This window comes from Streptomyces endocoffeicus, from assembly GCF_016741935.1.
Lineage (GTDB): Bacteria > Actinomycetota > Actinomycetes > Streptomycetales > Streptomycetaceae > Streptomyces > Streptomyces endocoffeicus.
Window position 1 is genome coordinate 1 of sequence record NZ_JAERRG010000090.1, and the last position, 7,497, is coordinate 7,497.

The 7,497-nt window shown below is 72.5% G+C and carries 1 protein-coding gene; it reads left to right on the forward strand.

The window, feature by feature from the left end; all coding sequences use genetic code 11:
* Positions 1-7,497 (forward strand): non-ribosomal peptide synthetase (locus JK364_RS57415; protein WP_201858767.1); only part of this gene is annotated, 7,497 nt, incomplete at both ends.

Genomic DNA, 7,497 nt, shown 5'->3' on the forward strand with positions numbered 1-7,497 from the left:
GACGAGGGGTGGCACGAGCGGGCCGCGACCGAGCTGCGGGCCGCCGTGGAACGACTGAGTCCGCGGTCCGGTGTCATGGCCCAGTTCGTGTGGTTCGACGCCGCCGACCGGCCCGGCCGCCTCCTGATCGTCCTCCAGCACCTGGCGGTGGACGGGGTCTCGTGGCGCATCCTGCTGCCCGACCTGGCCGCCGCCTGGGCACACGTCCGCGACGGACGCCGGCCCGAACTGCCACCGGTGGGCACCTCCGTGCGGCGCTGGGCACACGCCCTGACCGACCAGGCCCGTCATCCCGACCGGGTGGCCGAACTGCCGCTGTGGCGCGGCATGGTCGCGGGCCCGGAGCCGGCCCTGGGCAGCCGGCGGCTCGACCCGGCCGTGGACCTGGCCGCCACCGTGGAGCACCTGTGGATCCAGGTGCCGCGGGACGTCACCGAGCCGCTGCTGACGACCGTGCCCGCGGCCTTCCACGGTGGGGTCAACGACGGCCTGCTGACGGGGCTCGCCCTCGCGCTGGCCCGGTGGCGCCGCGACCGCGGAGTGGATGAGCCCTCGGCGCTGATCCGGCTGGAGGGCCACGGCCGGGAGGAGAGTGTCGTGCCCGGCGCCGACCTGTCCCGGACGGTGGGCTGGTTCACCAGCGTCTTCCCCGTCCGCCTGGACCTGACGGGAGTCGACCTGGACGAGGCATTCGCGGGCGGGCCCGGTGCGGCCGCCGCCGTCAAGGCCGTCAAGGAGCAGCTGCGGGCCCTCCCCGACAAGGGCATGGGCTACGGCCTGCTGCGCTACCTCAACCCGGAGACCGCCGAGGTCCTCCAGCGGTACTCCACCGGCCAGATCGGCTTCAACTACCTGGGCCGGTACGCGGCCGGCGACATGCCGGAGCATCTGAGCGGTCTGGGCTGGACGCAGGCCCAGGACACCGTCGACCTGGTGGCCGAGCTGGACCCGCGGATGCCGGCCCTGTCCGTGCTCGACGTCAACGCGCTGGTCACCGAAGCCGACGACGGGCCGCGGCTGAACGCCCGGCTGAGTTTCGCCACCGGCGTCCTGTCCCGCGAGGACGTCCAGGAGCTGGCCGACCTGTGGTCCGCCGCCCTGGAGGGGCTGACCCGCCACACGGCCCGGCCAGGCTCCGGCGGGCTCACCCCCTCCGACGTGCCGCTGGTGGCGGCCACGCAGGCGGAGCTCGACACCTGGGAGCGGCGCTATCCCGGGCTGGCGGACGTATGGCCGCTGACCACCATGCAGTCCGGGCTGCTGTTCCACGCCATGCTGGCGGGCTCCACCTTCGACGCCTACCAGATGCAGCTCGTCTTCCACCTGGCCGGACCCGTCGAACCCGAACGGATGCGTGCCGCCGGCCAGGCGCTGCTGGAGCGGCACGCCAATCTGCGTGCCGCCTTCGTCACCGACGACGCCGGCGACCGGGTGCAGGTGATCCCCGGACATGTGGAGCTCCCCTGGTACTTCCTCGACCTGGGCGACCTGGCCGACCCCGCCGAGCGGGACGAGACCCTCAAGCGGTTCCTCGCCGAGGAACACGGCACCCACTTCGACCTGGCCACCGCGCCCCTGGTGCGCATGTCCCTGGTACGGATGGGAGACGAACGGTGGGAACTGGTCTTCACCGCCCACCATGTGCTGTTCGACGGCTGGTCCGTGCCGCTGCTCATGCAGGACCTGCTCCGGCTCTACGGCTCGCACGGCGACCAGGCGGCACTGCCCCGCGCCCGTGAGTACCGGGACTTCCTCGGCTGGCTGACGGACCAGGACCACGAGGCGGCCGCCCGCGCATGGGCGGAGGAGATGTCCGGGTTCGAGGAGCCCACCCTGCTGGCGGGGCGCGCCGCGACCGAAGCCGATCCCGCGGGCATCGGCCAGGTGGACGTACCGCTGTCCGCGGAGGTCGCACGGGAACTGGGCCGCGTCGCCGGAGACCTGGGGCTCACCCTCAACACCCTGGTGCAGGGTGCCTGGGCCGTACTGCTGTCCCGGCTCACCGGGCGGCAGGACGTCGTCTTCGGCGCCACCGTCTCCGGCCGCCCGCCGGCGGTGCCGGGCGTGGACGCCATGGTCGGCCTGTTCATCAACACCCTGCCGGTACGGGTGGACTGCGCGCCCGCCCACTCCCTGCGCGAGCTGCTCGCGGAACTGCAGAGCCGGCAGAGCGCACTGCTGGACCACCACCACTACGGACTGCTCGACATCCACCGGGCGACCGGGCTCAACATCCTCTTCGACACCCTCGTCGGCTTCGAGTCGTATCCGATCGACCGGGTGGGCATCACCGAGGCCAACACCGCCGCGGGCATCGAGATCACCGGCATCAGCCCGCTGAGCGGTGCCCACTACCCGCTGGTCGTGATGGCGTTCGCCGACCCGCACCTGCGCATCGGCCTCCAGTACCAGCACCACCTCTTCGAGCGCGAGACCGTCGAGGGCATCGCCGCCCGCATGGAACGGCTGCTGCACCAGCTGGCGGTCGACCCGGACACCACCGTCGGCGCGGTGGACGTCGCCGCCGACCAGGAGGAGACCCTCTTCGAGGGGCTGAACGAGACCGGCCCGGGTGCCGACGGCTCGGTCCCCGAGGTGTTCGCCCGGCGTGTTTCCGAGGTGCCGGACGAGGTCGCGGTGGCTTTCGGCGGGATGTCGGTGACCTATCGGGAGCTGGACGAGTGGTCGGGCCGGCTGGCGGGTGTGCTGGTGCGGCGTGGCGTGGGTCCGGAGTCGGTGGTGGGGGTGGCGCTGCCGCGGTCGGTGGAACTGGTGGCGGTGCTGCTGGGTGTGCTGAAGGCGGGGGGTGCGTATCTGCCGGTGGACCCGGATTATCCGGCCGAGCGGCTGGAGTTCATGCTCGCCGACACCTCCCCGGCCCTCGTGGTGACCACCGGGGAGCTGAGGGCCGAGCTGCCGGCCGGCTCCTGCCCCTTCCTGACGCTGGACGACCCGGACACCGTCGCGGAGATCGCCGCGGCGCGGGTGCCGGGCCTGCCCGCGGTGCCGGCGGACGGGCTGGCGTACGTGATGTACACCTCCGGCTCCACCGGCGTCCCCAAGGGTGTCGAGATCACCCACCGGGCCGTCGTCGGCCTCGCCGGTGACGCCCGCTACCGGGGTGGCGCCCACGCCCGTGTGCTGCTGCACTCGGCGCAGGCCTTCGACGCCTCGACGTTCGAGTTGTGGGTGCCGCTGCTGGGCGGTGGGTGTGTGGTGGTGGCGCCGCCCGGGAAGCTGGACGCCACGGCGCTGGCGGAGGTCCTCGCCGGGCAGCGGGTGACCGCGCTGTGGGTGACGGCGGGTCTGTTCAAGGTGGTGGCCGACGAGCGGCCGGCGTGTTTCGCGGGCGTGCGTGAGGTGTGGACCGGCGGTGACGTGGTATCGCCCGCCGCGGTGGAGCGTGTCCGGGCGGCGTGTCCGGGGTTGCGGGTGGTGGACGGTTACGGCCCCACCGAGACCACCACGTTCGCCACCTGTCACCCGGTACCGGCCGGCGAGCCGGTGGCCGAGCCCGTTCCCATCGGCCGTCCCATGGACGGCATGCGGGTCTACGTGCTCGACGGGGCCCTGCGTCCCGTCCTGCCCGGCGTGGCCGGCGAGCTCTACATCGGCGGCGCCGGGCTGGCCCGCGGGTACGGACGGCGTCCGGCGCTGAGCGCGGAGCGCTTCGTGGCCTGTCCCTTCGGGGAGCCGGGTGAGCGGATGTACCGCACCGGCGACCTGGTCACCTGGGACGCCGGTACGGGCCTGGTCTTCCAGGGGCGTGCCGACACCCAGGTCAAGATCCGCGGCTTCCGCATCGAACCCGGCGAGATCGAGACGGCCCTGCTCGCCCACTCCGGGGTCGCTCAGGCCGTCGTCACCTGGAACGAGGACCAGCTGGACGAGCGACGCCTGGTCGGCTACGTCGTGCCCGGCGACGACGACACCCTCGGCACCGCGGGCGCCGACGAGCAGGTCGACGAATGGGAGCAGATCTACGACCAGGTCTACTCCCGCTCCGAAGCCACCTGGGGGGAGGACTTCACCGGCTGGAACTCCAGCTACACCGGGCAGCCCATCCCGCTCGACGAAATGGCCGAGTGGCGCGACGCGGCCGTCGCCGGCATCACCTGCTGGGCCCCGCGCCGGGTGCTCGAACTCGGCGTCGGCACCGGCCTGCTGATGTCACAGATCGCCGCCGGGGTGGACGAGTACTGGGGCACCGACATGTCGGCGGCCGTCATCGAGCGGCTGCGCGGCCAAGTGGCCGACGCCGGGCTCGCCGACCGCGTCCGGCTGTCGCACCGGAACGCCGACGACGTCACCGGACTGCCGCACGCGTACTTCGACATCGTGGTGCTCAACTCGGTCGTCCAGTACTTCCCCGACCCCGGCTACCTCGACCAGGTACTCGCCCAGGCCATGGACCTGCTCGCGCCCGGGGGCCGGATACTCGTCGGCGACGTGCGCAACGCCGCGTCCCTGAAGCTGTTCCGCGCCGGGGTCCAGCGTGCCCTCCACCCCGAGGCGGCCCCCTCGTCGGCCCGCGCCGCCGTCGCCCGCGCGATCCTCATGGAGAAGGAACTGATCCTGGACCCGGAGTGGTTCACGCGCTGGGCCGAGCGGCACGGCGCCGGCGGCGCCGACATCCGCCTCAAGCCGGGACGCGCGCACAACGAGCTGACCCGGCACCGCTACGAGGTGGTGCTGCACAAGGCGCCGGTGCCGGCGCGCGCCCTCGACCAGGTGCGCTCCCTGGCCTGGGGCCTCCAGGCGGACAGCCTCACCGACCTGGCCGAGCAGTGCCGTGCCCGGGGCGGCGACCCGGTGCGCGTCACCCGCATCCCCAACGTACGGCTCACGGGCGAGGTGGCGGACGCCGCCGCGGCCGACATCGCCGCGCCCGCCGCCGTCCAGGGGCCCCCGCTCGACCCGCAGGACCTGCGCGCCTGGGCCGCCGAACACGGCTGGGGTGCCGTGCTGACGTGGAACGGGAGCGCGCCCGAGTGCTTCGACGCGGTGCTCTTCCCCGAAGGCGACATCACCGGCCGGGCGCTGACCGGCGTCTACCGGCCCGCCGCCCGCGGGGACCGGACACTGGCCAACGAACCGGCCGCGGCGGGCCGGATCGGCGCCCTCGTCGGCGGACTCCGCGGATACCTGCGCGACCGGCTGCCCGAACACATGGTGCCCTCCACCGTCGTCGCCCTCGCCGAGATCCCACTGACCCCCAACGGGAAGCTGGACCACCGGGCCCTGCCCGCGCCCGACTTCGCGCGGGACGCGGCCGGCCGGGCCCCGCGCACCCCGGATGAGGAGGCGCTGTGCGCCCTCTTCGCCGAGGTGCTCGGGCTGGACCGGATCGGTATCGACGACGACTTCTTCGCGCTCGGCGGGCACTCGCTGCTGGCCACCCGTCTGGTGAGCCGGATCCGTGCCGTGCTCGGGGTGGAAGTGCCCATCCGTACCGTGTTCGAGGCACCCACGGTGGTGGACCTGCTCGGACAGCTGTCGGCGGGATCCCGTGTGCGTCCTCCGCTGCGCCGCGCGCAGGACCGGCCCGAACGGGTGCCGCTGTCGTTCGCGCAGCGCCGGCTGTGGTTCATCGACAAGTTCGAGGGTCCCTCGGCGACCTACAACGCGCCCTTCCCGCTGCGGCTCACCGGTGAGCTGGACACCGCGGCGCTCAAGGCGGCGGTGGGCGACGTGGTGGCCCGGCACGAGAGCCTGCGCACCCTTTTCGCCGAGGACATCGACGGGGTGCCCTACCAGCGGGTGCTGCCCGCCGACGAGGTGACGCTCACCATGCCGGTGCGGGAGGTGGCGCCCGAGACGGTGGCCGATGCCATGGCCGAGGTGGTGTCCCACCCCTTCGACCTGGCGACCCAGATCCCGGTCCGCGCCGTGCTGCTGCGGCTGGACGCGGAGGAGCACGTCCTCGTCCTGCTGATCCACCACATCGCCAGCGACGGCGCCTCCATGGCCCCGCTGGCCCGCGACCTGGCCGCCGCCTACACGACCCGCTGCCGGGGCGGGGCCCCCAACTGGGCGGACCTGCCGGTCCAGTACCTCGACTACACGCTGTGGCAGCGCGAGCTGCTGGGCGACGAGGACGACCCGGACAGCGTGCTGGCCCGGCAGATCGCCTACTGGCGCGAGGAACTGGCGGGGGTGCCGCAGCCGCTGCGGCTGCCCACCGACCGGCCCCGCCCGCCGGTGGCCTCCCACAAGGGCGCCGTCGTCGAGTTCACCCTGGACAAGCCGACCGTGGCCGCCGTCGAGGCACTGGCACACGAACAGGGCGCCACCGTCTCCATGGTGCTCCAGGCCGCGCTCGCCGCCCTGTTGCACGGCCTGGGCGGCGGCGAGGATCTGACGATCGGCTCGCCGATCGCCAACCGCACCGACGAGGGCCTCGCGGACCTGGTGGGCTTCTTCGTCAACACCTGGGTGCTGCGGGCCGACGTGTCGGGCAACCCCGCCTTCGGCGACCTGCTCGACCGCGTACGCGACACCTCCCTGGCCGCCTACGACAACCAGGACGTCCCCTTCGAGCGCCTGGTGGAGATCCTCAACCCGGAGCGCTCCACCGCCCACCCGCCGCTGTTCCAGGTGATGTTCGCCTGGCAGAACTTCGCGCGGAAGGACTTCGCCCTGCCCGGGCTGCGCGTCGAGTTCGAGCAGGTGCGCACCGAGACGGCGAAGTTCGACCTGTTCTTCAACATGGCCGACCTGCCCGGACGTGGCGTCCTGGGCAACCTGGAGTACGCCACCGACCTGTTCGACCACGAGACGGCCAAGGCGCTGGCCGACCGCTTCGTGCGCCTGGTCGCCACCCTGGTGGCCGACCCGTCACGCCGCGTGGGCACGGTCGAGCTGCTCGGCGCGGAGGAACGGGAGGCGGTGCTGGCCCGTTCCGACGGTGGGGTTGTGGAGCGGCCTGAGGTGTCTGCTGTGGGGTTGTTCGAGCGTTGGGCGGGGTTGGTGCCGGATGCGGTGGCGGTGGTGTGTGGTGAGCGGTCGTTGACGTATGGGGAGTTGGACGCGTGGGCGGAGCGGGTGGCGGTGGGTTTGGCTGTGCGGGGTGTGGGGCCGGAGTCGGTGGTGGGTCTTGCGTTGCCGCGGTCGGTGGAGTTGGTGGTGGGGTTGTTGGGGATTTGGAAGGCGGGTGCGGCGTATTTGCCGGTTGATCCGCGGTATCCGGGTGGGCGGTTGGGTCATATTTTGGGTGAGGTGCGTCCGGTGGTGGTGTTGACGGATGCGGAGACGGTGGGGGTGTTGCCGGGGAGTGATGTGCCGGTGGTGTTTTTGGATGAGGTGGGTGTGGGTGTGCGGGCGGGTGTGGGTGGTGTTGTTCTTCCGGATCAGGCGGCGTATGTGATGTTTACGTCGGGGTCGACCGGTGTGCCGAAGGGTGTGGTGGTGACGCATCGGGGTGTGGTGAATGGTGTGTTGGGGTTGGCGTCGGCGGTGGGGTTGGATGCTTCGACGCGGATGTTGGCGGGGACGTCA